Annotated in this window: 22 protein-coding genes; 8 read left to right on the forward strand and 14 right to left on the reverse strand. The window is 60.5% G+C overall.

Features of this window, described 5'->3' with window-relative positions; translation table 11 throughout:
- The 6 genes from Q2941_RS42390 to Q2941_RS42415 all read right to left on the reverse strand — a co-directional run.
- Positions 1-1970: beta strand repeat-containing protein (locus Q2941_RS42390; protein ID WP_458196228.1), on the reverse strand; the 1970-nt coding region annotated here is incomplete at its 3' end.
- Positions 1971-3569: 1599 nt separating this feature from the next.
- Entirely contained in the window at positions 3570-3716 is a 147-nt protein-coding gene (locus Q2941_RS42395; RefSeq protein ID WP_458196229.1) for a hypothetical protein, read from the reverse strand.
- Positions 3717-3730: 14 nt separating this feature from the next.
- Entirely contained in the window at positions 3731-5023 is a 1293-nt protein-coding gene (locus Q2941_RS42400; RefSeq protein ID WP_458196230.1) for an HlyD family type I secretion periplasmic adaptor subunit, read from the reverse strand.
- Between the two features lie 8 nt (positions 5024-5031).
- Positions 5032-6747 (reverse strand): type I secretion system permease/ATPase, encoded by a 1716-nt coding sequence (locus Q2941_RS42405; RefSeq protein ID WP_458196231.1) that lies wholly within the window; start codon positions 6745-6747, stop codon positions 5032-5034.
- A gap of 41 nt (positions 6748-6788) precedes the next feature.
- Positions 6789-8501: a hypothetical protein gene (locus Q2941_RS42410; protein WP_458196232.1), complete on the reverse strand. Its 1713-nt coding sequence runs from the start codon at positions 8499-8501 to the stop codon at positions 6789-6791.
- 112 nt (positions 8502-8613) lie between these two features.
- On the reverse strand, positions 8614-8922 hold the full coding sequence (locus tag Q2941_RS42415; RefSeq protein ID WP_027525439.1) for a helix-turn-helix domain-containing protein: 309 nt from the start codon (positions 8920-8922) through the stop codon (positions 8614-8616).
- A gap of 131 nt (positions 8923-9053) precedes the next feature.
- On the opposite strand from Q2941_RS42415, the gene Q2941_RS42420 reads away from it, so the two are divergent.
- On the forward strand, positions 9054-9323 hold the full coding sequence (locus tag Q2941_RS42420; protein ID WP_254107191.1) for a hypothetical protein: 270 nt from the start codon (positions 9054-9056) through the stop codon (positions 9321-9323).
- 713 nt (positions 9324-10036) lie between these two features.
- A complete protein-coding gene (locus Q2941_RS42425) occupies positions 10037-11107 on the forward strand; it encodes a LuxR C-terminal-related transcriptional regulator (protein WP_458196233.1) in 1071 nt (356 codons plus the stop codon).
- 670 nt (positions 11108-11777) lie between these two features.
- Here Q2941_RS42425 and Q2941_RS42430 read toward each other — a convergent pair.
- The 6 genes from Q2941_RS42430 to Q2941_RS42455 all read right to left on the reverse strand — a co-directional run bounded on the left by Q2941_RS42430 (position 11778) and on the right by Q2941_RS42455 (position 17891).
- On the reverse strand, positions 11778-11990 hold the full coding sequence (locus Q2941_RS42430; RefSeq protein WP_458196234.1) for a hypothetical protein: 213 nt from the start codon (positions 11988-11990) through the stop codon (positions 11778-11780).
- A 105-nt stretch (positions 11991-12095) separates the two neighbouring features.
- Positions 12096-12983: a branched-chain amino acid aminotransferase gene (locus Q2941_RS42435; protein ID WP_458196235.1), complete on the reverse strand. Its 888-nt coding sequence runs from the start codon at positions 12981-12983 to the stop codon at positions 12096-12098.
- A gap of 149 nt (positions 12984-13132) precedes the next feature.
- Positions 13133-14293: a homoserine O-succinyltransferase MetA gene (metA, locus tag Q2941_RS42440; protein ID WP_458196236.1), complete on the reverse strand. Its 1161-nt coding sequence runs from the start codon at positions 14291-14293 to the stop codon at positions 13133-13135.
- A gap of 27 nt (positions 14294-14320) precedes the next feature.
- Complete coding sequence (locus tag Q2941_RS42445; RefSeq protein WP_458196237.1) at positions 14321-15595, reverse strand: O-acetylhomoserine aminocarboxypropyltransferase/cysteine synthase family protein; 1275 nt, start codon at positions 15593-15595, stop codon at positions 14321-14323.
- Between the two features lie 83 nt (positions 15596-15678).
- Positions 15679-16632 (reverse strand): amino acid--[acyl-carrier-protein] ligase, encoded by a 954-nt coding sequence (locus tag Q2941_RS42450; RefSeq protein WP_458196238.1) that lies wholly within the window; start codon positions 16630-16632, stop codon positions 15679-15681.
- Between the two features lie 32 nt (positions 16633-16664).
- On the reverse strand, positions 16665-17891 hold the full coding sequence (locus tag Q2941_RS42455) for an acyl-CoA dehydrogenase family protein (protein WP_458196239.1): 1227 nt from the start codon (positions 17889-17891) through the stop codon (positions 16665-16667).
- Positions 17892-18120: 229 nt separating this feature from the next.
- Between Q2941_RS42455 and Q2941_RS42460 the strand changes: the two genes are divergently transcribed.
- From Q2941_RS42460 to Q2941_RS42480, 5 genes are read left to right on the forward strand one after another with little or no spacing between them, the layout of a single operon-like run.
- Positions 18121-18390 carry a phosphopantetheine-binding protein gene (locus Q2941_RS42460; RefSeq protein WP_458196240.1) on the forward strand — a complete coding sequence of 90 codons (270 nt, stop codon included), beginning with the start codon at positions 18121-18123 and terminating at the stop codon, positions 18388-18390.
- Positions 18387-20333 (forward strand): long-chain-acyl-CoA synthetase, encoded by a 1947-nt coding sequence (locus Q2941_RS42465; protein ID WP_458196241.1) that lies wholly within the window; start codon positions 18387-18389, stop codon positions 20331-20333. Before Q2941_RS42460 ends, Q2941_RS42465 begins: the two co-directional genes overlap by 4 nt.
- Positions 20334-20366: 33 nt before the next feature.
- On the forward strand, positions 20367-20612 hold the full coding sequence (locus Q2941_RS42470; RefSeq protein ID WP_458196242.1) for an acyl carrier protein: 246 nt from the start codon (positions 20367-20369) through the stop codon (positions 20610-20612).
- Complete coding sequence (locus Q2941_RS42475) at positions 20599-21984, forward strand: class I adenylate-forming enzyme family protein (RefSeq protein WP_458196243.1); 1386 nt, start codon at positions 20599-20601, stop codon at positions 21982-21984. Before Q2941_RS42470 ends, Q2941_RS42475 begins: the two co-directional genes overlap by 14 nt.
- A complete protein-coding gene (locus Q2941_RS42480; protein WP_458196244.1) occupies positions 21977-22702 on the forward strand; it encodes an SDR family NAD(P)-dependent oxidoreductase in 726 nt (241 codons plus the stop codon). The genes Q2941_RS42475 and Q2941_RS42480 overlap by 8 nt, the downstream gene beginning before the upstream one ends.
- 53 nt (positions 22703-22755) lie before the next feature.
- On the opposite strand, the gene Q2941_RS42485 is transcribed toward Q2941_RS42480, so the two are convergent.
- Together Q2941_RS42485 and Q2941_RS42490 are read right to left on the reverse strand one after the other, a co-directional pair.
- Positions 22756-23016 carry a hypothetical protein gene (locus Q2941_RS42485; protein WP_458196245.1) on the reverse strand — a complete coding sequence of 87 codons (261 nt, stop codon included), beginning with the start codon at positions 23014-23016 and terminating at the stop codon, positions 22756-22758.
- 477 nt (positions 23017-23493) lie between these two features.
- Entirely contained in the window at positions 23494-24156 is a 663-nt protein-coding gene (locus tag Q2941_RS42490; RefSeq protein WP_458196246.1) for a LuxR C-terminal-related transcriptional regulator, read from the reverse strand.
- Positions 24157-24874: 718 nt separating this feature from the next.
- Here Q2941_RS42490 and Q2941_RS42495 point away from each other — a divergent pair.
- Positions 24875-25227 (forward strand): response regulator (locus Q2941_RS42495; RefSeq protein ID WP_479684046.1); only part of this gene is annotated, 353 nt, incomplete at its 3' end.

Consider the following 25227-nt stretch of genomic DNA (forward strand, 5'->3'; position numbering starts at 1 on the left):
CCCGTCGTGTTCGCCGCTTCCGTGATGCCGTGCGGCCCAGAGGCGTCCGCCGCCAGAACCGGCGCATCATTGGTGCCGGTGATGGTGACAACCACATTCTGGGTCGTGGTGCCGCCATGGCCGTCATTGATCGTGACCACATAGGAGGCCGTCAGGGTCTGGCCGGCCGCAAGGAAGTCGAAGGTCTTGTCCTGGGCGCTGAAGCTCCAGGCCACGCTGCCCGAACCCGTCCCGGTCGAGTCGGACTTGGTCAGCGCCAGCGTGCTGGCACTGGTCAGCGCACTGATCTGGCCTGCAGAGAGCGGGCCGCCAGACCAGCTGAAGGTCGGATCCGCCTGGCTCACCGTGTGCGCATCGCTGAGGTCAACGTCGGCAAACGCAATGCTGCCATTGGCGCTGTCGCTGGCGGTCAAGCCGGTGACGCCGGCCGCCTCGTTGAAGGCGCCGGTCGCGGTGGTCGAGCCCGCCACAATCGTCGGCGAGTCGTTGGTCCCGCTCACCGTCACCACCACGTTCTGGCTGGTGCTGCCGCCATGGCCGTCGTCAACCGTGACCGCATAGATCACCGTCAGGGTCTGACCCGCCGCCAGGAAGTCGAACGTCTTGTCCTGCGCCGAGTAAGTCCACACCACCGAGCCCGAGCCCGTGCCGGTGCTGTCGGTCTTGGTCAGCGCCAGCGTGCTGGCACTGGTCAGCGCACTGATCTGACCGGCGCTCAGCGGCCCGCCCGACCAGGCAAAGCTCGGAGACGCCTGGCTCAAGGTGTGGCTATCGCTGAGATCGACATCCGCAAATGCGATGCTGCCGGAGGTGATGTCGCTGGCGGTCAAGCCGGTGACGCCGGCCGCCTCGTTGAAGGCGCCGGTCGCAGTGGTCGAGCCCGCCACAATCGTCGGCGAGTCGTTGGTCCCGCTCACCGTCACCACCACGTTCTGGCTGGTGCTGCCGCCATGGCCGTCGTCAACCGTGACCGCATAGATCACCGTCAGGGTCTGACCCGCCGCCAGGAAGTCGAACGTCTTGTCCTGCGCCGAGTAAGTCCACACCACCGAGCCCGAGCCCGTGCCGGTGCTGTCGGTCTTGGTCAGCGCCAGCGTGCTGGCACTGGTCAGCGCACTGATCTGACCGGCGCTCAGCGGCCCGCCCGACCAGGCAAAGCTCGGAGACGCCTGGCTCAAGGTGTGGCTATCGCTGAGATCGACATCCGCAAATGCGATGCTGCCGGAGGTGATGTCGGTCGCCGTCGAACCGGTGGTGTTGGCAGCTTCGCTAAACATGCCGCTCGCCGTGGTCGAGCCCGCAACGATCGTCGGCTGGTCGTTGGTGCCGGTAACTGTGATGGTGACCGGCTGCGAAACGGAGCCGCCGTGGCCGTCGTTGACCGTCACCTGGTAGCTGACAGTCAGTGTCTGTCCCGCGGCGAGGAAGTCGAAGGTCTTGTCCTGCGCGCTGTAATTCCACGCCACCGAACCCGAGCCGGTGCCGGTGCTATCGGTCTTGGTCAGCGCCAATGTGCTGGCACTGGTCAGCGCGCTGATCTGGCCGGCACTCAGCGTACCGCCCGACCAGGCAAAGCTCGGAGCCGTCTGGCTCACCGTATGCGTATCGCTGAGATCAACGTCTGCAAACGCAATGCTGCCATTGGCACCGTCGCTCGTGCTCGAACCAGTGGTCGCCGCTAACTCCGAAAATGAGCCCGTTGCTGTAGTTGAGCCAGCAATCATCGTGGGCGCATCGTTCACCCCGGCGAAATTCAGGGTCACTGTAGCCCAACTCAGCGTTCCATTGCCGAGACGAATGGCATAGGTGAATTTATCGATCAGCGTCTCGCCGGTCGCTTTCGCCTGAAGTTGCGCTGAGATGCTGGACGCGTCGTATCCAACCGTCCCGTCCGAATTGATCCAGATCTTCGCACCGAGGAGGCTGGTATCGGAGGTCCCCAAGTCACCCGCCGCGGTGGTTGTATACACCGTGTCTTTCGACAAGAGATCGGCCGGAGCGTAATTACCGTTGGACGAAGTGACACTGACGCTAACATCGTTGTCGACCGACCAAAGTGACTTGGCGGCGCCCCCGAGGTCGTTGGCCATCACATTTAAGATAAGTATCCCCGAAACACTCGCTGAATAGTTGTAACTATCGTCCACTGCTTGGGGCGTGTTGCTGAACGACGTTGTCGTACCGCCTGAAGTGTTCTGAGTGGTGGCCATAGCTCTACTGCCTTTATGAATTCAATTCACGACGAGACTGCCGGCGAGCCGGAAAGTCGAGATCGGATGAGTGAGCGATGCTCGCAGCGTTAACATCTTGAGCGGGTCACGCTCGGTCGAGGCCCGGGCGCCATCGGCGGGTTTCTCGTTAGCGGGCTCCTCACCGAGGTGCCCGGGATCATTGGCGAGCGGCGCCGAGAGTGTAAGCGGCAGCTCGGCCGATGCGTGGTGGGAGAGATCCGACCACCGCAATGGCGGTACGGCCGGCGCTTCCGACGAAGCGCGCTTCGAAATTTCCTTAAGGCGAGATTCGACTGTGGATGGCCCGGCAGCCCTGCCCGCAAATGAAACGCGACCCAACGCTCACTCCCTGCAAACACAGAGCAGGTGTGCGAAGCGCACTCGAACGTCAGTCTTCACCGAAAATACGCGCCCAGCATAAATTCGCGCCCGCGCCGTCGGCAGCTGCCGCTTGCAAAAATCTGCCCGATGGCCAGTATCTTAAAGTGAAATGACTCTCGAACGCTCTAGTCTCGCCCTGCCCACGCGGCGCTCGCCTTTGGAAGGCTGCACCGCTTGGAAAAACCCTGTTGCCTAATCTTTTTCGTATCGTCTTGTCGGAGGTCACTGCTGTGCCAAGGTGTCCCTTGTCGGGCAGCAACGATTCCTTAACTAACTGCGGGGCAACCTGCCGCAAATTTATGCGGGCGTCTAGATGCGTGAGACGATCCTTTCGACTTAACTATTAATTTGCGAACTGCGATTTCACTAACTTTTCCCGGGAATCTACGGGGGTTCCTTCCAACTCGAAGACCGAGCGACCTGAGCCGGAGGCGCTTCGCATTGAATCGATCGCCTTGCGACAGAGCCACGCTTGACGAGAGGGTTCGTTTCGGAGACTCGCTACAATGTAGGATTGTTCAAATTCAGTCCTGCACCTCGATCTCATTCGCCACCGGTGTTCTTGACGTCCTTGCGTGCCCCAGTGCGTGCAGGTTCGAGCCCCATTAGCGGCGTTGCTCTCGCAGACTCCGCGCCGGCTGATGTTGCCATCGCCATCGCGCGACAGGATCACCAGTCCCTGCCGCCCGTCTCCAGATAGGCCACCGCCGTCACACAGTCCCCCGGCGGCGGCAAACTTCGACGCGCCCACGGCTAACACCAGAAACGGAGACACCAACCGCACCCTCGGCCACCCCTGGTTGAAACGATTGCCGCTCCAATTGCTGCAGCTATCCCCTCGCCCTCGCTGAGCCTGTCGCCGAGAATTCAATTGAATGCCGTCGATTGGCGTGTTCGAGGCACTGGTTTGCGGGATCAGGCTGATCAAATCGTCGGCGTCGCCCGCAGCGGCTGGACTTATTGATCCGCGACCTGCTGGCCGAATTCGACCAGGGTCACGGCCATGGTCGCGAGCTTGGCAAGTCGGAAACGCCAGACCGGCGTTAACCCCATGACCGGCGTCCTGCCACACGGCGTCCACAGGCGAAGCCTCTGCGCGTTCATGGCGCTTGCTCCGATCACTTCTCCCGCATGACGCCTCGCAGACGGTCTTTGAGCGGGCGGACCAAGTAATCAAGAACCGTTCGCTCGCCGGTGGGGAAAATCACATCCGCGGGCATTCCAGCTGACAATCGATCCTTTACGAACGAGGGTATGTCATCCACGACAACCTGAGCAAGGAAGTACGGTTGCTTGGTCTGTTCGTCGATGAGGCGATCGCGGGAGATACTCTCGACCTGCCCCACAATGATCGGAAGGATACGCGTTTGAAATGATGTGAACCTGACTTCCGCGGGCATACCAGGCTGGAGATTTTCCGTATCCTGTGGTTGCACGTGCGCCTGCACAATGAGCGCGTCGTGCTCGGGGACCACGTCAACCATGGGCTCACCCGGTTTGACGACTCCGCCAGAGGTAAAGACCCGCAGATTTTGTGCAACGCCTGTGCTGGGAGACACGATGTCCACGCGAGTCAGGACGTCCTGCGCGACTCTGACTTTCTCACGAAGATCATTGATCTTCTGTCGCGTTTCGAGCATCGAGCTAGCAACATCCTCCTGGAACTTTTGGCGAAGTTGCCGGATCTGCAGACGCGCTTCTTCGATGCCGTTGCGGGCCTTTGATTCATCCGCAGTTGAGCGCCCAAGCAAGCCTTCCAGGCGACTCCTTTCGCGCTCGAGGGCCATCAATCGACTTTTCTGGGTTAGCTGATTTTCAAACAAGTGACGGACGTCAACCAATTCTTCATTTACATACTTGAGCTGATTGGCCGTTCCGCTTCGCTCCTGCCTTAGGCCCTCGATCTCCGATCGATATTGATCGATCCTGGCGTCAAGTATTTGGACCTGACCCTTGAGAGAGCCGCACCTCTCGCGAGATTGAGCCACTTGGTCGGCAATTGCCCGCTTGACGTTTGGATCGTCGGCGCGATCAAGCAGCTCCTGGGGAAATGCTATTTCGTCCTGGCCATCCCGTTCGGCGATCAAACGCGCTTCCTGGGCGATCGCTGAATCCAGCTGGTTGCGCTGCAGCTCATATCCAGCCTTTGCCTGCGTAAGGTCCAGTTGGAATAAGACCTGCCCGGCTTGGACGTGTTGTCCCTCGCGAATGCGGATTTCGCGAACGATACCACCCTCCAGATGCTGGACGGTCTTGCGGTTGGTTTGCGCGGACACAACTCCGGTGGCGGTGATCGCACTGTCCAGCCGAGCAAAGGCAGACCATCCACCTAGAACGAGAAAAGTGCCGACGATGACGACGTAGCCGGCTATGGCTGGGACTCTCCAGTCCGGAACGAGGTTCTTCTGCATCGTCGCACCTATCGGACGGCTGTTGCAGCACCGGCGACCGCCGCGATTTTCGGACCGCCCATCAATCGAGAAAGCACCTCAACGCGACCGCCGAACGCCGACACCCGTCCGGCTGCAAGCACGAGCACTTTATCCACCGCCGCAAGCATCGCGGTCTTGTGCGATATTACGACAACGGTCGAGCGCGCTCGCTTCAGCGCCTCGATCGCCTCCATCAACGCAGCTTCGCCTTCCGAGTCCAGACTCGCATTTGGTTCATCGAGTATCACGATCGGTGGCTTTCCATAGAGCGCGCGAGCCAAGCCTATACGCTGCCGCTGCCCACCCGACAGGACAAGTCCGCCTTCGCCTACCTGGGTATTGTAACCATCGGGCAAGCCTTGCACCAACTCGTGAACTCCAGCCATTTCGGCCGCAGCAAACAGCTTCTCCTCGTCATGCTCGCCGAACCGGGAAATGTTTTCTGCAAGCGTACCGGAAAACAACTCAATGTCTTGCGGAAGATATCCGATATAGGGGCCAAGCTGATCGCGATTCCAATGAGCCAACTCAGATCCGTCAATTCTGACTTTCCCAACGGCGGGTCGCCACACCCCAACCAACGCTCGTGCCAAGCTGGACTTACCTGCTGCGCTCGGACCTATAATTCCCAAGATCTCACCAGGCTGCAGGGCGAAGGAGAGTTCCCGGATAACGGGCTCCTTTCCGCCGGGGGGGATGACGAGAATATTCTCGACTGAGATCAGGCCTTGGGGCGGACGAAGCGCGATTTTTTCGCCTTCATCGGGGAGCATTTTCACGAGATTGCTTATCCGCTCGTATGCAGAGCGAGCTGCCAGGAATGTCTTCCATTGTCCGACGGCTATTTCGACCGGGGCAAGTGCGCGCCCCATGATGATCGAGGCTGCAACCATTGCGCCTGCCGAAGTCTCCTGGTTGACCGTCAAATACGCACCAACTCCGAGTATCGCAATCTGAAGAAACGCACGAACGAACTTGCTGAATGCCACAAGAAAACCGGCCCGATCACTGGCGCCCGCCTGCAATTGCAGGCCTTCACTATGTCGATCAGACCAACGGTCCCGCAAGCCCTTGAGCATGCCCATGGCATAGAGCACGTCAGCATTCCGGAACGTAGCTGCTGCGTACGAATGGGCCTGGACCGAATTGCGAGAGGCGTCCTTCAATTGATTACGCGTCAATAGCTCGTTGGCCAACGCTAACGCAAAAATGAGCAATGCCCCCACGCCGGCCACATAACCGAACCAGGGATGCATAATGAAACATCCAGCGACAAACACAGGAACCCAGGGCGCGTCGCAGAACGCGATGAGGCCTGTGCCAGTCAGGAACTCGCGAATAGTATCGAGGTCTCGTAAAGCCTGCGCCTGGTTTGCACCCGGCTGAACAATCGTGCCGCGCAGGACCGTATCAAACAACGGGCGCTTTGCCTTGTCGGCGAACAGAAGGCCAAGCCTGACAAGGACGGACGATCGGATTTTCTCCAGAGCCGCATACACGATCAGGAGAAAGCCCGCGATCATGGTCAGCGCAACCAGCGTGCCGATGTTTCGACTGCCCAGAACCCGATCGTACACCTGGAGCATGTAGAGGGGGCCAACAAACGCCAGCAGATTTATGAAGAAGCTAAAAACAATGGCCGTTGCGAAGCCAGGGCGAATAGCCTTGGACGCGTCGGCCAAAAAAGATGGACGTTTCGACATGGCGGGCAACTCATAACAACGACTGATAGGCTTGGTCGATTTCACGCCAGAGCAGTTGAAGCGTGGTGCACATCAATTCCGACGATGCTGACCGTCGAGCCATCCGATACGTCGAGATCGTGTGTGTTGGCGCTCATATCATTTGCGGCGTAGTTCACCTGAGCGGTTGGGTTGCCGGTCGCCGCGACCTGGCTCACCTGGGCGTTCGGGTCGCAGGTCGCCGCGACCTGGTTCACCTGAGCAGTCGGGTCGACGGTCGCCGTGACCTGGCTCACCTGAGTGGTCGGGTCGGCGGTCGCCGCGACCTGGTTCACCTGAGCAGCCGGGTCGACGCTCGCCGCGAGCTGGTTCACCTGAGCGGTCGGGTCGACGGTCGCCGCGAGCTGGTTCAGCTGAGCAGCCGGGTCGACGCTCTCCGTGACCTGGTTCACCTGACCGGTCGGGTCGGCGGTCGCCGCGAGCTGGTTCACCTGAGCAGTCGGGTCAACGGTCGTCGCGAGCTGGTCCACCTGAGCGGTTGGATCGACGGTCGCTATGAGCTGGTTCACGTGCGCGGTTGGGTCGACGGTCGCTGTGGGCTGGTTCACCTGAGCGGACGGGCCGACGGTCGACGTGACTTCGGGCTGTAGATCCGACACCGGCGTCTGGGTCGCGTCAGCCAGACTTGTCACGTTAGGGATCAAAGGAGTGGTGGTGGTCGTATCCGCATGCGCAACCGCTGTGGTCGGCGCCGTCGAAACATGCTCAGGAGCAGGATGGTCCGGCGGCAGATTTGACGGGGCGGAGGAACTGACAGGATCGTGGGTGACGGTTCGTTCAGCCTGTTCCCCGGCGGCAATCGGGAAGCCGTCCCCCTGCTGCGGGTGAAAATCCGCCAGCTTCAAATCGAAATCATGCTCGGCACGGACTACGTCATGCGCCGAACAGGCCGCCACACTATCGTGATGAGATGGCTCGGGAAGGGGACCAAACGGCTTGGCCACCAAGCCGGCAATCGCCGGCTCATTGAAATGGTGAACGGCGTCCTGCCCGTCAAGATGAAGCGCCGCCGCAGCCAAGACGGACCGATCATCCGTGCCGTGAAACGCCTGAAAATTTTGCAGCAAGCTGTCGTCGGCGACAGCCTGTCCAATATGTGGACAGTGCTCACCGTGGGCGGGCTGTGCATGATCGAGTGACACGAGATCATCAGACGGCTTGCTAACCGAACCGCCTATCGCCAGGCTATCCCAAACTGAAGCGATTACGATTGCGGAATATGTCGCCGCAAGATCGTGACGATCGAGGAACCACCCGAACGACTTCTCCGGCCGGCTGCCGTCGTCGGCAGTCGCATTCAGTTCACTGCTCTTGACGTAGCCCGTGACCACCAGGGCGGCCAACAGTGTGGCGGGATGCAGAAAAACGGTCGATCGCGACGAATGCTGCTTCGGCAAAACGTACGGATGGGAATCCAGCAACTCCCGCACCAGCCTCTCGAAGTTTCGGCCGCGAAGTACTGCTTCGGTGAAATTCGAAGCGACAACGTATTCCCCGCCGATGCGGGCAAAGTGAACGATTACCTCTTCGTTGTCTTGCCGGAAGAAAACAAACCAGGGCTCGCCCTCGTCGGTGAGCCCACGATCTGTTGAAATCCCAACTCCGGATTTTGTCAGGGCATCTTCCACCCTGTAGAATTCCGCCAGCTCCGGCTGGCTCCAATCGCCTCGCTCGTAGGCCCGAAAAAAGGTAAGAACCTGATTACTCTGCAACATGAAAGTACTCAGCCCAATGGTGAACTCGCTGCGTAACAACCGCCCATCGTCGATGCGGCCAAGCTCCCCCAGGACCGGAAAGTACAATCGAAAGTGTTGATGCCCCTGGGGCCTACCTCTTGTCGCTCTTTCCGAACAATATCGAATGGGTGACCGGATCGTAGCACCTTAGGAGATTTCTGACGAAAACCTTCGGCTCTACGCCCAAAACCTCGGCCCACACCAAATATCGGTCGGGGGGGATCCGGCCGCGCCCTGACTCCAATTGAGAGATGAAGGTGTAATAATTCCCGCCCACCTTCTCAGCCATCTGGCGCTGCGACAACCCCCGCCTTTCCCTCAGCTCTTTGAGCCAGAGGCCCGCCTCTTTACGCAACTCAACAACCTCTGGCGATGAAATTTGCTGATGGCTTGAATACATCACTCCACCAATGACATTGCCCCAAATCACTGGCCGGCGGGGCGTGAAAAAATGGCAACCGTGTATAGTGTTTTTGCTACCAATTGTAAATATCCATGCCGCCAGGAATTTTTCTCCGTGAGAATACGGACGTGACCAAATACGGACGAGGGGCGGAAATCTACCCCGCACATTCAATACAAGGAAAAACACCAAGCGCCTCGATCAAGATCGGCGGTGGCAAAACCCGGCCCAAGGCGCAAGCCGGGCGTCCCAAGAAGGCCAACGGCTCAAGATGCGAGATCGTGCGCCGCGACTACCCGGACCGTGACCATCCGAAGCTGCTCGAGCACATCGTCGACCAGCCCGCAAACGCAGCAGCAACGGCGGTTCGTAAGTCGCACGCCGGCGGTGGCGGATGACCTTCTAGCCCAACGAATCGATACCCGGATTTGTGAGCAAGACGGAGGAGCCGCAACGCTGTCGCGCGGCTTCCACTCTCATTCGCCATTGTCGCGTCGAAGTCTGCGCACCACGGCCAACAGCGGCGTCAGAAAGTACGAGCCTGATCGCACCGGTTTCCGAGTTGAAATATAGACTACCCCCTATTTTGATTTTGTGATCGAGGGCGAAAGGGCACCGCAGATTCCGCTTGCGTCGATGGCTAAGCAGTATTAACTTTACTGTACACCAGACAGCCCGGGGTATTGCGTACCGGTCTCAGTGTCGGTCCCCGCTCCGGCTACTCCGGAGCGGGGTCTGCCTTCAAGGATGGAGGGAAAGAATGGAACGGTTGTACCTGGGCATCACTGTTACCAGCACGTTCACGCTGGTCACGATGGCGTTGATTCTAGTGTTCATGCGATAAGGCCGTCTCAAGTTGCTGGCATCTCGTCTTTACCCTCAGGCGGCATGAGTGTTGCTCACATCAAGGCAAACAGGATGACGCGAGCAACCAGCACGATGGCGCCTTCCGCAATCTGTTTTGCGAGGAGCTTGTCTGCGAGTAGTTGTAGCCAAAAGTTTTTCTGCTGAGGCTTTGCTTCGAAGCGTCCACGAATTGGCCGAACGTTACTGAACTTGACGATCTTCGTAGGCGGGTGCGGGAGGCCGAAGAGAGAGCGCGTGCTAGACGGTGGCACACATCATCCAATCCAGCTACCTCGAAGATGTGACTGGCTGGAATTATCATCAGCCTTGGCGGCGTTCTACCTTAGACAACAGCATTGAACGAAATGACTTCACCTCCGAGCCCATTTTTTTCGTGCAGACTCGCTATTTTGAATCGCCCGTCGAAGTGTCAGTCTTCGTCAGTTGGGAGAGTGATATGAGGCGTCAATCTTTTGCAACGGTTCTTATTGGGAAGAATATTTTAGTCAGGGAAGGTATTGCCCAAATCCTGCGTGCGGAACGTTTCCGGATCCTGGCTTCGGTATCAAGCGTGGATGAATTGCCGAGCACGCTTCAATCGCCCCAGCCGCTGTTTCTTATTGTCCAAGCCGGAGATGATTTCGATCTCGCGGCAGAACACATCGGGCTGGTGAGGGATCAGCATCCGGGTGGACGCATAGCGATAGTGGCCAATCGCGATCGGCCCGCCGAACTGGCTTTGGCATTTCGGGCGGGCGCCAACGGCTATTTCGTGAACGTCAACTGCTGCGATGCATTCATCAAATCGATCGAACTGGTGGCGATGGGTGGGACAGTCTTCCCGCCGGCATTTCTATCGTTCGCTCTCGATACCAAAACTGACCACGGAAGCAAAGCAGCGATCCACGGTGAAAACGAGGGGGCGATCTGCGTCACCACGGACGACACGGTCGCGCCGCAGCTCTCGCCGCGGGAGAAATCAATTCTGCGCTGCCTGATCGAAGGCGATTCCAACAAAACCATAGCCCGAAAGATCGATATCGCCGAGGCGACGGTGAAGGTCCACGTCAAGGCGATCTTGCGCAAGATCCGGGTCCAGAACCGGACACAAGCGGCAATTTGGGCAATGAACCATGGGGCGCTGGCACGTGCGGAAATGAGCGATGCGCCGCCCTCAGGCCGCGACATCGACCGACGAACGCCGGAGGTCATCGACGTCATCTCCAATGTCAAGCAAATTGAAGCGCCGGGCTCACGTGAATTGATCAACGGCCAGGGTAATCACGTTGGCGTACCTCGCATCGCCAGCTTCGAGGTTGACGTTCGAAGGTCATAAGCACTGTTCCCGCAAAAACCTCAGTTGAAAGACGTAACGGGCGGGGACGGTGCACCAACTGAGCCGTGCCGCCGACTTTGCCTGGCGATGGCGGCACGCGTTCATTGGGCAGACACACCGATTTGGTGGGCCCGTCACTCTGCGCCTCCGACGCGTCGTGCTGCCACACAGGACCCAGCGCGGACTCGCCACCAGGCGGGTCCGCGTGCTGGCGGCGATACCCTCGACAAATTGATCCACTGTTTGCAGTTAAGTTGCCCGTCGCCATAACGCTACTGACCCGGAGTAAGCGTTTAGCTGAAGCCGTTCAGGTTTTGAAGTTCCAGGGCATGAGCGCGTCGATCTGAGATCGGCCAGCCCTGAGCGATCCGTTCGAGAGTCTGTGTCGGCCAAGCGTGCGGATCGACGTCAGGAGCGATCATTCCCGGCACCTGCGCCTTGCGGCCAGGGCCCTGGGGTCGGAAGTGCAGGACGCATCCGTGTGGTCTCGGGCGTGACTTTGTGCCGAGCGAATTGCGTGGGTGCGTGTTGGAGACGACAATGCTTTTCAGGAGGCCCCCATGCCGACGCTTACTTCCGGAGTACCCTTTTTTGCACACCGACGTCAGCGCCAAAGGCGATCGTGCCGCCCCATGGGGGGACGATCGGTTCGATGCGGGAGCGGATCGCATTAGTACACGCACTGTCGGACGTAGTAGCCGTTCACCCGTATCCACTGGCACGGGCTGGGCGGAGGCTCCTTGATGATGAAGAATCCATGATAGTCGATGTTGGTTGGCGCGGTCAGGCCGCGCCAGAACACCGCATTGGCGTTGGACGAGCTCAGGGTCATCGCGGCCGAAAAACAGGCCAGGGCGGCACAGAGCGGAAAGTATGTTCGCATGGTCATTTTCCGGTTTGGGGCTGCCTGCAGTCGCGCGCTCATCCTGATTGGTCCCGGAGAGGGTCGCAAGTCCTATCTCACCATCAAATGGCCTGCGGGGAGCTCTTACGCCGCAAGCTTCACCCCGTGTGCGAAATCCCAATAGAGCTTTCGCGCACGCGCATAGAAGCGCCCTGGCATGAGTTGCCGGTCGTCGATCCGGATCACGGGCGCGACCTTGGCGAAATTGCCGGTCGAAAAGATCTCGTCCGCAGTGACGAAGTCGGCATAGCGTAGCGTCGCCTCTATCACCGTGACGCCGTCGCCGCGCAAAAGCTCGATGACGCGCTGCCGCGTGATTCCGTTCAGGAAGGTGCCATTCGGCGCCGGCGTATAGACAACGCCCGCCTTCGCCATGAACACGTTGGAATTGCCGAATTCCGCGACGTTACCGAGCATGTCCAGCATCAGGCAATTCTGGAAGCCGCGCGAGGCAGCCTCCTTAAGCGCACGGGAGCTGTTCGGGTACAGACAGGAGGCCTTGACGTCGGCCGGCGCGCATTCGGCGGTCGGTCTGCGAAACGGCGACAGCGTGATCGCGCTGCCGACGGGCGCCGGGATCGGCGATTCGTAGATGCAAAGACACCAATCGGTCGTTTCCGGATCGAACAGCACGCCGCCGCCGATGCCGTTCTGCGGCCAGTACATCGGGCGGATGTAGAGTTCAGCATTGGCCGGGAAACGGGCGATACCTTCACGCGCCAGTCCGAGCCATGAGCCGAGATCGACGACCGGCTTGAGCCCGAAGTTGAGCGCAGATTGATTGACGCGGGCGCAATGACGATCGAGGTCGGGCATGACGCCTTCAAAGGCGCGCGCGCCATCGAAGATGGTCGAGGCGAGCCAGAGCCCATGGGTGCGAGGCCCCATGATCGGCAAATTGCCCTCGTGCCACTCGCCTCGGAAGAATGTCCATGTCCTCGAATGGCTGACGGACTTGGTGTTGGGAACCATGACGAACCTCCATTCCGGGACGGCCGAGTTATGGTCCGTAGATCACCAACTCGGAATCCGACAGATGGGCAAGCCGGGGGCACTGCGGTCCCTCGACGTATTTACGGCCGATCGGCTCCGACCAGGCACTCGGATCATGGTCCGAAGTTTCACTCGTAATATCCGAGCCGCGTCTTGTTCCTGGTCAGCTTTGGCAAGCGCGCCAGCCGAACGGATCGAGCGGCAACCAACTTGCGTCCGTTGCGACGCGCCGGAACTCCGGCTGCGGAGAGAGCCGCCTCTCGCGCCCCCAACGGCTTTGAGCGTCCGGCTCGCTGCGACACCATGTACAGCAACCAGTTGCGGTATATGCGCTTGGCCGGCAGGTGCCAGACGTTGTTCAGGTCCTTCGTCACCTGATCGGCTGGAAAGTCGGCGAAAAGCTCCGGGCGTCTGTCGGAAAGGGCTTTCTGTCGGAAAGCGATCAATATCTCTTCCGCCGCCACGCTCAAATAGTCCTTCGGTATCGTCGGACAGACTTCGTTCTCTCCGCGGAGGAAGCGCCCCATGTCTCTTCTATGTTCGCCCAACAGGCTCAGGGATTCGTATTCCGGGTGGCCCTGGAAATGAACGAAAAGGCTCTTCTTCTGCTGCTTGACGAAGCAGTCGACCCCCGCCTCCGCCGACCCGGACAGAACCGAATATCCGCAGTTCAGGAGATCCATCTCCTGCACCTCGTTCCATCGCGCGTGCGGTATTCTGAAGGTCGTCGGAACGTCCTGCATCAAGGAATGATGTCTCCTCTTTGTTTGAGCGAAGACACCGAAGCACTTGGCAGGCAGCTTGTGCCGTGCAACGCCGTCCAAGTGCAGGACGGCCCCATGGACGGCCAGACACGAAAACACCGACGACACGGTATTCTCCCTCGCCCAGTCGACGATCTCTACGAAGCTGCTCCAATATGGCTCTTCAGTCAGGCTGGCGGCTTTGGGTTCGGCGCCGGTCACGATCACCCCATCCAGCCTCCTGTTCAGGAGATCGTCGATGCCGCGGTAGTATCGACGCACGTAATCGCGCCCCCATTCCGAACGGGGGGTCGCTTCCATCGTATAGAAATGCAGCCTGACGAGAAGTCGTCCGGCCGCCGCATCGAGCAGATCGAACAGCTGACGCTCGGTCGACATCAAGGCAGCATCCGACATGTTGTTGATGAGCCCGATGTCGAGACACTCCACCCGCTTTCCGGCTGACGCCTTTGCATAATCGCTTCCGCGCGACCCTCTCGATAAGAGGTGGTGTTCGTACGAATCTACATCAATTAAAACAGCCATCCGAATACCTTCACGGTTGACGAAACATCAATTCGCAGCACAGAGGGCCTGATCGAGATCCGCGATGATGTCGTCGATGTGCTCGATTCCGACGCTCAGCCTGATCATCTCTGGCCGCACGCCGGCTTTGTCCTGCTCTTCGCGCGACATTTGCCGATGGGTGGTCGATGCGGGGTGGCAGGCGAGCGTTTTGGCGTCGCCAATATTGACCAGCCGTTTGCAGAGCTTCAGCGCGTCGTAAAACCGCTTGCCCGCCTCGAAGCCGCCGGCCACGCCAAAAGTCAGGAGCGAACACGCCTGGCCGCCCAGATATTTCCGCGTCAGCGCGTAATAGGGGCTGTCGTGAAAGCCCGCATAGTTCACCCACCCGACAGCGCGGTTATTGCGCAGGAACTGCGCGACCTTCTCGCCATTTTCGACGTGCCGCTCGATCCGCAGCGCGACGGTTTCGATGCCCTGGAGCAGCAGGAAAGCGTTCATCGGCGCCAGGACGGCACCAGTGGTCCTCTGGGAGACGGCACGGCAACGCGCAATGTAGGCCGCGGCCCCGTAACGCTCGGCAAAGACCAGCCCGTGGTACGATTTCTCCGGCTCGTTCATCATCGGGAAGCGCCGGCGATGCTCCGCCCATGGGAACCTGCCGCTGTCGATGATAATTCCGCCGAGCGTGGTGCCATGCCCGCCCATGAATTTCGTCAGTGACTCCACGACGATGTCTGCGCCATATTCGATCGGCCGGAGCAGGATCGGCGTCGGCACCGTGTTGTCGACGATCAGGGGGACGCCGTGCCGGTGCGCGACGTCGGCCATCGCCTCGATGTCGCAGACATTTCCAGCCGGATTTCCGACGCTCTCGCAGAACACCGCCCGCGTATCGTCGTCGATCAGTCTTTCTACGCTCGCCGGCCGGTCGTCTTCTGAAAACCGGACCGTAATGCCCTGCCTCGGCAGGATGTGCGCGAACAGCGTATGCGTGGTTCCGTAGAGCTGCGGGATCGAGACGATGTTGGTGCCCATCTCCGCGACATTGACCACCGCATAGTTCACCGCGGCCTGACCACAGGCCACGCTGAGTGCCTCGATGCCTCCTTCCATGGCCGCGACGCGTCTCTCAAGCACCGCATTGGTCGGATTGCCGATTCGCGTATAGCGGAAGCCATCCACTTCAAGGTTGAAGAGCGCGGCTCCATGGTCGGCGCTGTCGAATGCGTACGAGGCGGTCTGATAGATCGGCACGGCGACGGACTTGGTGACCGGATCGTCCTTGAAGCCGCCGTGGACGGCGATGGTCTCTCTCCTCATTGAGGAGGGTCCTTCGACTTTTCGATCCCGGGCGACCTCGGGATGTCCCTGGCGCATTGCACGTTCTCCAATTCCGACGCCGCCTACTGGTCGTTCCGCGGAAAACCGAGCAGGTCCCGCACTGCGGTCGGCCAGCGGGTGGTGTTTACGCCGTGCGTGTGGAACATGGCGACCGCGAGACGGTCCATTCCGAACGCCACACAGGCGGTATGGGCCGGCTCGCCCGCCGCGTCCACGATGCCCCAGGCGGCACCGAAATGTTCGCGGTGATAGTTGAAGCTCATGCAGGCAGTCGGCTGCTCCTCGGAGCGCAGAGGCACCAGCAGTTCGAATTTCAGCGACATTTGCTTTTGGCTCAGGGCCATCATCTGGCCGACCCGGCCGAAGAACGGATCGCTGGCGTAGTCGATCCTGAAGGGCAGCCCGAGATCGCGAGCGATCTCCTGAGCCCGCTCGATCCAACGCTCCCGGAACGTGAAGGCCCGATCAGGGCTCCCGATGCAGACGAATTCGCGCATCCTGAAGGACTGCAGCCGGTCGAGATGGTGCGAGGGCTCGCGGCGGAAGCAATCGGCGGCCACGTCGAAACGCCAACCGCTTGCCGGTACGGGACCGCGACTCGCTGCGATCGGATAGACCGGATAGCAGGCTGCCGGCGACAGCACGAGGTCGGCCGGTGAAAGCGACTGCGTCCAGTCGCCGCCGGCCTCGAAGCGGCTGACTGCCGCATGGATCTCGCTATCCGTGCCGTGCAAGCCGCAGACGCAACCCAGGAGGTTCGGAAAGCTTTTCAGATAGCCCGACCTCTCAAGCTGCGCGCGATTCATGACGGGTGGGAAGCGCATCACCTCGGTGTCCGCTTCGCGATGCCGCGAGATCAGCAGCGCGAGCCGCTCGACGACGTCTTCATAGAGCGCGGTGCGACCATAGACCCCCGGAGAGCCCATCTCGTGGAACAGCAGATCGGTAAGATGGTCCAGCGGATCGGACGGACGAGAAGCGGATTCCGGAGTTGCGGGATACATGGCCACGTTCATATCGAGACCCATTTCCTTTCGAGGACCAAATATCAATCGCGCAGGGATTCCGGGACGGCGCTCATCAGCGTCGCGGTACCCATGCTGGCGAGGATGCGATCGTTGTTGATCATGATCGGAGCTGAAAGCACGTCGCGCAAATGGCGACCGATACTTACGTCGGTATCGTTGCGATAACCGGACAGGCCGCAGGCGCGCATCGCGTGCATAACGGTCGCGACCGCGAGCTCGGAGGCCTCGACCTTGAGAAGATTGATCGAAGACTGGAAGTCGACGGACGACAGCGCACGCTCGTCCCGTTCCCGAGCTTCATAGAACTGGAGATTCGCGGCAATGATGGCGCGCAGTTTCGTCAGCGTCATTTTGGCCGCGGTGAAATGCGCCGCGCCGGGAGGCATGTTGCCGCCCGCACCGCGGGCGGCCTTGCGGATAAAGCGCTGCGCCCGGTCCGCCGCCGCAGCCGCGATTCCCGCCCAGACCGAGGACCAGCACAAATGGGCGACGGGCGTCATTGTCTGCGCATGGATCCTTTCGTATGGCACCGGAAATATCTGGTCCGCGGCGCCGCTGAAATTCAGCTTGAACCCGGCGCTGCAGGTCCCACGCATGCCAAGCGTCTCCCACGCGAGAGTGGGTTCCAGCGTATAGTCGTCGCGGGTGATGGCCAGGAGCACCTGATCGGATCCGGCGGCAGAGTCGGAACGGCGGGCGACAGTGACGATGCCGTCCGCTTCGGCGCCGTACGAAATCACCGTCGCGTCGCGCACCAGCGAAATCTCGGCACCAGCGCGCTCCACCGCGGCCGAACTGAACCGTATGTTGCCACCGTTCTGGCCCTCCGTGGTCGACGATGCCAGCAGCAGCTGTTCGGCAGCCACGCGGCGCATGAGATTTTCGTGCCAGCCGCTGCCCCTGCCGTGGCGGACCAGACACGCGATCTTGGTCTGATGCATCGCGAAGATCATCCCGACCGAGGCGCAGGCACGCCCGAGCGCGTAACACATATCGGTCACCTCGGAGATGGATGCACCGTCTCCGCCGAACTCGATCGGAATCTGCGCGCCCAGAAGTCTCTCGCTGCGCGCCGCGTCGATCGCTTTCCGCGGGAAGCGCGCCTCGCGATCGACCGCCTCGGCGTCGATCGCAGCGACCTCCGCCACATTTGCCGTCCGCTGCCGGAACGAGGAGCCGTCGGGAGAGAATGTTGCTCGGCCAATTTCCGTGGCGATGTCGCGGAACTGGACTTCCTGCACACTCATGGCCAAAGCCTCGATTTCATGGTTGGACGACGCGAACCACGCGAGATGATTCCGCTGAAAATCGACAATTAGCCCACTTCCCTGGTTGCGTCGTTGGCGCAAAAGTGGGTGTCAAGGAGCTTCCACTCCCGAGCGAGGTACCTCCGAAGCAGAGCTATTGACCGGAAGTGCAGTTGGGTATCGTCGCCCGATTGTGATCACGCCCCGGTCACGGCGAGGGACCGTTGAAATGCATGACATTACCGTCAACGTTCAGAACCGTGTTCTATCCGTCGTCAGGAGCGTCCTCGAGCAGAACGCGATCACCGCCGACGTCCACCCGGAATCGCGGCTGGTAGATATCGGGCTGAGTTCGATGGGCATGGTCGAGCTGATGCTCAAGGTTGAGGCCGAGTTCGATCTCATCCTTCCCCAACTCGCGATCACGCCCGAAAATTTTCAATCGGTGAAGACGATGGAGCGGATGATCCTCAACCAGCTTGGACCCCGGTCGGGATGAAGCCGATTGAACAGAGATTCTGCTTCGACAACGAAGCAGGCCGCATCGACGATGATTGCACGGTGGCCGTGGCCGCGACCTCGCCTACTGGCGAGCAGTTGCGCGCAGATGTCGATCCGACCCAACTGCATTCAGCCGCAATCCAGCGGGCGACCGGACGCGACGCGCCGCAGCGCAGACGTTCCGTCGCCAAGACCTGGCTGCAAGCCTTCGCACTGACCGCGCGGGTCGAAGCGCAGCCGCATCGGTTGTTCGCCGACATCGTGGAAGAATGGGCACAGCGTCAGCCCAAGCGACCTGCCCTGCTCTCGGACGACCAATCCTTCACCTATGAAGAACTCACCGCCCGGATCAACCGGTATGCGCGCTGGGCGCGCAGCATCGGCCTCCGTGCCGGCCGCACCGTCTGTCTGCTGATGCCGAACCGGCCGGACTACCTCGCCTGCTGGCTCGGCATCAGCAGGGTCGGCGGGACGGTGGCGCTGATCAATACCAGGCTGGTCGGCCGGTCGCTCGCCCACTGCATCGACGTCGCGCAGGCCGATCACGTCATCCTTGCGGCCGATTGCGTGGATGCGTTCGAGACCGCACGTCCGTATTTGCAGCGCGTGCCGCAAAGCTGGAGCCTCGGCACCGGCGGCCCAGGCCGCGATCTGGACGCGGCGCTCGCCGCTTTCGAGCCAGGCTCGCTGTCCTCCGCCGAGCGTGGCGACGTCACGATCGATGGACGCGCGCTCCTCATTTACACCTCGGGCACCACGGGGCTGCCGAAGGCGGCGAACGTCAGTCATCGCCGCATTCTCACCTGGGGCGGATGGTTTGCCGGACTGACGAACGCGTCCAGCAACGATCGTCTCTACGATTGCCTGCCGCTCCACCACTCCGTGGGCGGCGTCGCAGCTCCCTGCAGCATGCTCTGCGCGGGCGGTTCGGTCGTGATTGCGGAGAAATTCTCCGCCAGCGGCTTCTGGGACGACATCGTGCGTTTCGACTGCACCATCTTCCAGTATATTGGCGAGCTGTGCCGCTATTTGCTAAAGACGCCGGCGTCTGAACGAGAGGTGCGGCACGGGCTGCGGCTGGCTGTCGGCAACGGATTGCGCGGCGACATCTGGGAGATGTTCGCCAGCCGGTTTGCGATTCCGCAGATCCTCGAATTCTACGCCGCAACGGAAGCCAATTTCTCCCTGTTCAACGTCGAAGGAAAACCCGGCGCGATCGGCCGGATTCCGCCGGTGCTGGCGCATCGCTTTCCCGCCTCGATCGTCAAAGTCGATGCCGACAGCGGCAGCCCGCTGCGCAACGATGCCGGGCTCTGCATCGCCTGCGCCCCTGGCGAGACGGGCGAGGCCGTCGGGTGCATCGGCGGCGCCGATCGCGACGGCGTTCCTTTCGAGGGCTACACCGATCCCGCCGAGACGGAGAAGAAGATTCTGCGCGACGTCTTTACCCCGGGCGATGCCTGGTTCCGCACGGGTGACCTGATGCTGCGCGACCAGCAGGGCTACTTGCACTTCGTCGACCGCGTCGGCGACACCTTCCGCTGGAAGGGCGAGAACGTCGCCACCAGCGAAGTGAACGACGCAATAAGGGACTGCCCCGGCGTTCTCGACGCCTCGACCTATGGAGTTGCCGTTGCCGGAGCCGATGGCCGCGCGGGCATGGCGGCTTTGGTGGTGGACCGAGGTTTCGATTTCGGGATGTTCAGCGAACACCTTTCGCAACGGCTTCCGTCCTATGCAGTTCCAGCCTTCGTCAGGTTGTGCCGGGCGCTAGAGTCGACCGACACCTTTAAGCAGAAGAAGCAGCGGCTGATCCGCGAGGGATTCGATCCTTCGGTCGTGGACGATCCGCTGTTCCTGCGCGATCCTGCGACCGGCGACTATCGTTCGATCGACCGGGCCGTCTATGCGCGCATCGTTGCAGGCGAAATCAGGCTCTAACATTGGCCGGAAAGCCGAAATGTGAGGTGTACCATGTCGGTCAAGTCTAAGATTCTCGCCGCAATGAAGCAGATCGCCGAGGAACAGAAGGTCACTCTTCCGCCGCTCGAGGACGATCTGTCACTGAATGAAACCGGGTTCGATTCGCTGGCATTCGCAATCCTGGTTGCGCGTCTGGAGGACGAGCTCGGTATTGATCCCTTCACTGTCGCCGATGACGCAGCGTTCCCGTCTACCCTCGGCGAGTTGGTCAGAGCCTACGAGAATGTCCCCGCCTGACATCTTCGCGCTGAGCCAATATCTCGGCCCGGAGCTGAAGGACCGCACGATTTCCGATGCCCGGCACAGTGTATCGCTGACCAACATTATCCAGCACAGCTGCCTGACTGGCAGATCCTGCGAGCTGTCCGGCCGCTCGGTGCTGCTTGCGACGTCGGGACAGCTGCTGTCCGCGCTGGCAATGATCGAGCTCGACGGCGTCGCCCGCCGCATGCTTCTATGCCCGCCCGACCTCGATTGGGATCGCCTGCAGGTCCTGCTCGAGCAGGCCGAGATCGACACCATCGTCACCGATCGGCCGTTACAGCGATGTAGTGCCGGCAAGTACATCGTCATCGGCATCGACCTGCCCGAACGGAGGACCGTGGGATGGAAGGTCGACCGCGCGACCGAGTGGCTGATGCTGACCTCGGGCACGTCAGGGCTGCCGAAGATCGTCCGGCATACGCTCGATGGGCTCGCCGGTGCGATCATCGCCGACGGGCCTGCGCGCGACCGGAACGCAACCTGGGCGACGTTCTACGACATCCGTCGCTACGGCGGCCTGCAAATCTTCCTGCGCGCCTTGATCGGCGGCGGATCGATGGTGCTTTCGGAGCCCGGGGAAGCTATCGCAGCCCATGTGGCGCGGCTGCGCACGGGCGGCGTCACCCACATCTCCGGAACACCGTCGCACTGGCGCAAGCTCCTGATGAGCGGCGCGGCCGCCGACTTCTCGCCGCGCTATGTCCGCCTGTCGGGCGAAATCGCTGACCAGACAGTGCTCGACGGCCTGGCTCGGGCATTTCCGCATGCGTCGATCGGCCACGCCTATGCCTCGACCGAGGCTGGCGTCGGTTTCAGTGTGGACGACGGGCGCGAGGGTTTTCCTGCCCACCTGATCGGACCGAATCGCGGCGGCGTTGAGATGAAGGTGGTCGACGGCTCGCTGCGGATCCGTTCCAAGCGTACTGCGCGCGCCTATGTCGGCGCCGATGCGCCGCCGCTCACCGACGCCGACGGCTACGTCGATACCGGCGATATTGTTGAGCTGCGCGGCGAACGATACCATTTCGTCGGCCGGCGAGGCGGCATCATCAACATCGGCGGGCTGAAGGCGCATCCGGAGGAGGTGGAAGCGGTGATCAACCGGCACGCCTCCGTCCAGATGTCGCGCGCGCGATCGCGCAGGAGCCCGATCACCGGCGCCATTGTGGTCGCCGACGTCGTTCTCGCCGACGGCACCGATCGGGAGCGCCACGAGACGATCCGCAAGGAAATTCTCAGCCAGTGCAAGGACTGCCTGATGGTATGGAAGGTGCCTGCAGTGATCCGCTTCGTCGAGCGGCTTGACGTCACGGCAGCAGGCAAACTGGCACGCACCGATGCGTAACGTCCTCGTCACCGGCGGCAGCCGAGGTATCGGTCTTGCGATTGCGCGCAGGCTCGCCGCATCCGGCGACTACAATGTGGTCGCGGTAGCGCGCCGCGAGAGTGGGGAGCTCGCGGCTGCGATCCGCGAAGCACAACGGCGCCTGCATTTCCGCGCCTGCGACCTTGCGGCGACTGATGCGATCCCCGTCTTTGCAAAATCGGTGCGCGACGAATTCGGCACGATCTACGGCCTCGTCAACAATGCCGGGATCGGCACCGATGGGTTGCTGGCGACCATGCACAATTCCGAAATCGAGGCCTTGATTCGCCTGAACGTATTGGCGCCGATCATCCTGAGCAAATACGTGGCGCGCCATATGATGGCCGATGGTGCGGGGCGGATCGTGAACATTTCCTCTATCGTCGCCTCGACCGGCTACAGCGGCCTGTCCGTGTATGCCGCGTCCAAGGCCGCGGTTGCCGGCTTCACCCGTTCGCTGGCCCGAGAGGTCGGAAGGGTCGGCATCACCGTGAACGCGATCGCGCCCGGCTTCATCGACACCGAATTGACCAGATCCCTGAACGACGAAGGCCGTCGCCGCATTACCGGCCGCAGCGCATTGCGCCGCCTGCCCGAAGCCGACGACGTCGCTTCAATGGTCGAATATCTGCTCGGCGAAGGCGGCCGGAACATCACCGGGACCGTGGTGACGGTTGACGCCGGTAACACCGCCTGACCGCTGAGACAGAGGCATCGAAGTCGACGTCGCCTCACTGCAGGCTGTGCACTTCATTCCAGCGCGGGCCCCTTCAGATGCTCAAGCATCGTGTTGCAGGCCTCCTCGGCTTCCGTGAAAGTTGCGAACGCCGAACCGCCGATCTTGATCGCGCTGTTACTCTGATAGAGCGGACGCCATGACGCCACATAGCCGGCACGTCCATGAAAGCCGGAACCAGCAGGGCTCTCATACGTGATCACAAAGGAAAAGCCCTCGCCGGTCGCGCTCCAAATTTCCATGTCCTCGACGGCACGGTGAAATTGAAGGAACATCAAGATGCGCCCGCCTGCGTGCTTGCGGCTCGACCACAGTGTTTAGTCACGTTGGCAGGCCGTCTGTGGAGAAACGGCCCTGACCATAGGGGGCAGCAGGGAGGGCCAGGGCCGCCGCTCCAGATGTGCCCACGTCCGGTCGGCACATCTCTGCGATCGCATCTGGGGCCGCTCGCTATCGCCCGCGACTTCGTTTTACCAGACAACGGACAAACCGCGATGGACCAGTGCTGCAGATGACCAATCAATACACTTTCCGGCCGATACTTTGGCTGCGATTCTGGATCAGCCACCTGCCCCGACGGACTACCCCACTAAGCTTCCGGGACATTGCCCCGCCAATCAAGCGGCGCCCACGCCAATCATTTCCGGCGCACGGTGACACCTGACGTCTCGTTCCCCGCCAGTCGAGCCAGGTCGCGCAGTAGATCAGGCGTGGCCCATGAAGATTGTCTCAGCGCTCTCCACTTGCCGGACTCAATCCGGAATGCGGGCCTTCTCCCGCGGGATGGTCGCGCGCTCATGTTGCGAAATGGCGAGCGCCGCGAGCACCGTCCGATTGCTGATTTCAAGCTTTTGAAAGATGTTGTGCAGGTGCACCTTGATGGTGCCGTCGGCTATGTTCAATCGCCGCCCGATTTCCTTGTTCGACAGCCCTTCGGAGACCAGACGCATGATCTGACGCTCGCGGTCCGTCAGCGCGGTCAGCGCGCTATCCGAATTCGTGCCCAGCGACATAATCGACTCGGATGGGGCAGCCGGCAGCAGGCTGTGGTTATTGGCGACGTGCCGCAAGGACTGCACCAGCACTTCGGGCTCCGTGTCCTTCAGGATGATACTACAGGTCATGGGCGTCGCCGCGAGTATCAGTTCGCAATCTTCACCCGCGGCGAAAAATACCACGTGCGTTGGGCGATTCTCTGAATTGACGGTCGAAAGAATTCTCAGCGCGCCCAGATCAGGCATTGCGGGATCGACGATCGCGATATCGGGCGCCAAGTTCCGAATCGCTTCGATGCAGCTCGTGGCGTCGCTACAAGATGCGACAATATTGAAATCGGCTACGGCACCGAGCACGTTGCTCAGTCCCTGCAAAACCACCGGATGCCGGTCTGCAATGACTACACTGGTACGTCGCATTGGGCGCTCCTCAGCGCGTCGCCCCCAAAAGATAAACTCTGTGTCCCCATCACTATTTCACTGCAAACGATAGAATCATTAAAATTACCAATAACACAAGCAATACTTCAAGGTTAACACGCGTGCCGGTCTGCTCGCTTCCCGACTCTCACCCAGCAATTCGGCGAGACGAACGCCCCGTAAGAATCCGGTAACCAGCCTTCGCCCGCCCGCCTCCGTTGCGGACGAGCCTGGTTAACGGCGAAATCTTACGGCCGCACACCTTCGACATCTCCTCAACGTTCGATGTGCACCGCGCCGTTTACTCGCTTGCAGAATGTGTTCGCGCAGACGTGGCATCGATGAACAAAAACTCCGACAAGTTCTTCAACGTTGAATCAACATCGCGACCTTATTCGCGCAGAGACTGTGCCAGAAGGCGTTTTCAGGCATCGTAATCGTACGGATATATGCAGGCCCGTTCCTATAACCAACGATATATAGGGCGATTGGAAATTCGCCTCTAACATTCATAAATGCTTAAGCAATCTGGAGTGATCGCCGACAACGTTCGGCGAACGACAAAAGAGGAGGATCACGATCGAAGTAACTCGATATTTTTGAAGACTACACGCTGAGGGAGAACGACCAATTTAACAACAACGATTCGTTCGTCGAAAGACCAAATTGAGTTCAACCGTCCGTCGCTGTTGTGTCATTGCGTAGGCTGGAGGGTAAAATGAGGAGGCGGCAATCTTACGGAACGGTCCTTATTGGAAAGAACGTTCTGATTAGAGAAGGTATTGCTAAAATATTGCACGCGGCAAATTTTCGTATCGCCGCATCGGCGTTAAGCCCCGCGGAATTGCCAGGCTCACTTCAAGAACAGCAACTGATGTTTCTCATCGTCCACACCGGCGATGATTTCGATCTCGCGAGAGAACAAATTGGATCTGTGAAAAATCGATATCCGGACGCGCGCGTCGCGATCGTCTCGGACAACTATCGGCCGGCCGAACTTGCTTCTGCATTTCGTGCAGGCGCCAACGGCTACTTCGTTAACGTCATTTCGTGCGATGCTTTCATCAAGTC

The organism is Bradyrhizobium sp. UFLA05-153, assembly GCF_054185185.1.

Excerpts from the sequence above, each read along its gene's own strand:
- Q2941_RS42395 (WP_458196229.1), bottom strand. The coding sequence starts at position 3,716 with ATGAACGCGCAGAGGCTTCGCCTGTGGACGCCGTGTGGCAGGACGCCG.
- Q2941_RS42400 (WP_458196230.1), bottom strand. The coding sequence starts at position 5,023 with ATGCAGAAGAACCTCGTTCCGGACTGGAGAGTCCCAGCCATAGCCGGC.
- Q2941_RS42405 (WP_458196231.1), bottom strand. The coding sequence starts at position 6,747 with ATGTCGAAACGTCCATCTTTTTTGGCCGACGCGTCCAAGGCTATTCGC.
- Q2941_RS42410 (WP_458196232.1), bottom strand. The coding sequence starts at position 8,501 with ATGTTGCAGAGTAATCAGGTTCTTACCTTTTTTCGGGCCTACGAGCGA.
- Q2941_RS42415 (WP_027525439.1), bottom strand. The coding sequence starts at position 8,922 with ATGTATTCAAGCCATCAGCAAATTTCATCGCCAGAGGTTGTTGAGTTG.
- Q2941_RS42430 (WP_458196234.1), bottom strand. The coding sequence starts at position 11,990 with ATGCGAACATACTTTCCGCTCTGTGCCGCCCTGGCCTGTTTTTCGGCC.
- Q2941_RS42435 (WP_458196235.1), bottom strand. The coding sequence starts at position 12,983 with ATGGTTCCCAACACCAAGTCCGTCAGCCATTCGAGGACATGGACATTC.
- metA (WP_458196236.1), bottom strand. The coding sequence starts at position 14,293 with ATGGCTGTTTTAATTGATGTAGATTCGTACGAACACCACCTCTTATCG.
- Q2941_RS42445 (WP_458196237.1), bottom strand. The coding sequence starts at position 15,595 with ATGAGGAGAGAGACCATCGCCGTCCACGGCGGCTTCAAGGACGATCCG.
- Q2941_RS42450 (WP_458196238.1), bottom strand. The coding sequence starts at position 16,632 with ATGAACGTGGCCATGTATCCCGCAACTCCGGAATCCGCTTCTCGTCCG.
- Q2941_RS42455 (WP_458196239.1), bottom strand. The coding sequence starts at position 17,891 with ATGAGTGTGCAGGAAGTCCAGTTCCGCGACATCGCCACGGAAATTGGC.
- Q2941_RS42460 (WP_458196240.1), top strand. The coding sequence starts at position 18,121 with ATGCATGACATTACCGTCAACGTTCAGAACCGTGTTCTATCCGTCGTC.
- Q2941_RS42465 (WP_458196241.1), top strand. The coding sequence starts at position 18,387 with ATGAAGCCGATTGAACAGAGATTCTGCTTCGACAACGAAGCAGGCCGC.
- Q2941_RS42470 (WP_458196242.1), top strand. The coding sequence starts at position 20,367 with ATGTCGGTCAAGTCTAAGATTCTCGCCGCAATGAAGCAGATCGCCGAG.
- Q2941_RS42475 (WP_458196243.1), top strand. The coding sequence starts at position 20,599 with ATGTCCCCGCCTGACATCTTCGCGCTGAGCCAATATCTCGGCCCGGAG.
- Q2941_RS42480 (WP_458196244.1), top strand. The coding sequence starts at position 21,977 with ATGCGTAACGTCCTCGTCACCGGCGGCAGCCGAGGTATCGGTCTTGCG.
- Q2941_RS42485 (WP_458196245.1), bottom strand. The coding sequence starts at position 23,016 with ATGTTCCTTCAATTTCACCGTGCCGTCGAGGACATGGAAATTTGGAGC.
- Q2941_RS42490 (WP_458196246.1), bottom strand. The coding sequence starts at position 24,156 with ATGCGACGTACCAGTGTAGTCATTGCAGACCGGCATCCGGTGGTTTTG.